The 2,632-nt window shown below is 38.6% G+C and carries 1 protein-coding gene; it reads left to right on the plus strand.

All coding sequences use genetic code 11. The annotated features are described in order from the left end of the window. A partial coding sequence (locus tag D6734_03145) for a hypothetical protein (GenBank protein RMF96858.1) occupies nt 1-2,632 on the plus strand: 2,632 nt, incomplete at both ends.

Raw genomic sequence — 2,632 nt, forward strand, 5'->3', positions numbered from 1 at the left:
TATTCTTATTAATGGCCCTCGAGAATCAAATGTTTTAAGTGTTGGAAGAAAGCCAGAGGGGGGTGGAATGCCGGAGGGCGGTCCCGGGGTTAGCGGCGGCGCAAGCAAGTCTTACAGCGTGTGGTTTTCACCAACCCGTGCTTCTGACTTTGATCTTCTTTTTAGTTCACCTAATTCCTGGAATCTTTCTAGAAAAATGGTTTCTGTATTCAAATTTTTTCCAAAAGATGTTAGCAGGATGTTTTCTCTTGGAGCATTTTCAAAACTTAAGAACTGGGGAATTGATCTTGCCCTCAATTCAGAGGCTATAGTTGAGTGGTCTTGTAACGGGACTCTTAATGCTATTGATACTGTAAACTTATTGGATTCTCTCATGTCAAAAGGAGTGAAAGTAAAATATATAGAGATGGATATGCCTCTTTATAAGGGCCGCACTTACTGCAAACAGGGGTTAAACGAGTCTGCAATACAAGTTGCAGCGTATATCTCAAAAATCAAGAGTTTATATCCAGGGATAATCATTGGAGATTTGGAACCCTATCCCTTTTTTAGTGTCCAAGAACTTAAGGATTGGAAAGATGAACTTTCAAGAAACGTAGTCAGTCTGGGCTTTCTTCACATTTTGATTGACATGGGAAAAGTAGAGCGCGACGGCGTTCACAACTCTCTTAGCTTTAAATTTGGTCAAAAGGAGACTGTTTTTAATTGGACTACAGATCGTTGTGCTCAAGATGATGTTCCAGACACTCCGGCAAGAGCCTTCGTAGATGTAAACGGAAGGGTACAGCTTCTTGCGTCACATTACGATACTCGTAGGGCAATTGGAACAAATTTGTCTTCTGTTAGACATGAATGCAATGTCTTGTTTTCTTCTCATAGAGATTATACTGCTAGTAATTATGACTATCTTGAGTGGCTGATTTCTCCGTATACTTTGGATGGCCAAAAGGTATTTTCTTTTGTTCATAATGAGTACTATGGTTCTCCTGGGCAGTGCACACTTGGGCAGTTAAAGTGTTGGTGGAATTCAATTACTGCTGCTGTTTCAAATGATGCCGGCCTAACGTATTCTCATCCGGTTCAAGCTCCCGGGCATCTTATAGCAACTCCACCTTACCGATATATTCCAAATTTTGGAAAGGCAGTTGGTTATATGATGCCAAGTAATATCGTTAAGAAGGGAGATTATTACTATAGTCTATTTCAGGCAGAAAGCATTTATCTTCAGAACAGGTCTATGTGCCTTATGAGGTCAGACAATGTTAGTGATTTTAGAAGCTGGAAAATTTGGAATGGTACCACATTTAAAAAATTTATAGATCCATATAGAACTACAAATTTTAATCCTAAGGATTATCTCTGTAAAAATGTTTTCTGGAGAAACCCTTCTTATTCAGAAGACATAGGAATGCTTGCAACTAGTGTTGTGTGGAGCACTTACCTTGGCAAGTTTATTGCTATTGGAGAGGGAGCAGCTTATGATGCATCTCTTGGAAGAACGGTCTATGGTATATTCTACAAACTTTCAGATGACCTTATACATTGGACTCCAAGAAAGCTTTTAAGAGAGGCGCCTCTAAAGTGGGCGAATCCTTTCAGGGACCCTATAGAAACATATTTTTCCTTTCTTGATGATAAAGTGCCCTTAAAAATAGGAAATGTTGAAATTCCAGGGGTTAGAAACTTTGAGTTAGTTACACAAAATCCGTATCTTTACTATACTCTTTCATGGTTTAAAAATAGTCCCCGCTTTTGGGAGCGACATCTTCTAAGGCAGAGAGTTCACTTCATAAAGCCAAAAGGGCTTTTAAAAGATGATTTATCTCAGATAAACAATTATTATTCTTCATCGGGTATCGATTTGGGGGTTGTTGTTACTGCCGGCCATTATTCTGCTAAGAGTGCGCCTGAGTATTATTCCGATGCATTAGTTTATTTGAACAACCTCTCTTCCTCGCTTGGGTTTTTGAGACATCTTGTTTTTGATGATAGCGTGAATAATGTTATTTTACCAGCTACGCCCGAATTGGGAGGTTATACCCAAACATCTCTTATCTTAGATGGCCTTGATAGGAGCTTTTTGGGTCCGACTGTCTTTAATATTTTTCCGAAAAACGTTTCTCCCGGAAACTCTGTTACCATTTATGGTGTTGGATTTGATTCATCTACTGGAGTGAGGATTGATGGCTCTGATTATTGGAATTTTAAAGTTCTTAGTCCAAATGAAATAAGAGTTAATATTCCAAGCAGTATTGCTTTGGGTTATCATTCTTTATCTGTTACTAATGGGACCGGAGAATCTTTTTCTTCTGGGTTTTTTGTGAATGGCGGGGGAAATGGAAATGTAGTAATTACAAGTATCTCTCCAAATATAATCTTAAATAGCACAACTACTGATGTAATTTTAAGAGGCACGGGTTTTGACACCATTTCCTTAAACTATATTGGAGTAAATTTAACGAGCAATAAGGGATCAATTTTCATAACAGATTCTACTAACCCGGGATTTATTAGAAAGGGCATTAATCCCGGTGAGCTTGTTTTAAAATTTGTGAAGGGTGGCTATCCTGTAGGAGATTATAGTTTGCAGTTGGTGGTTTTGGGAAGTGGTGGCTTTTATGCAAGCAACAAA

This window comes from Candidatus Schekmanbacteria bacterium, assembly GCA_003695725.1.
GTDB lineage: Bacteria > Schekmanbacteria > GWA2-38-11 > GWA2-38-11 > J061 > J061.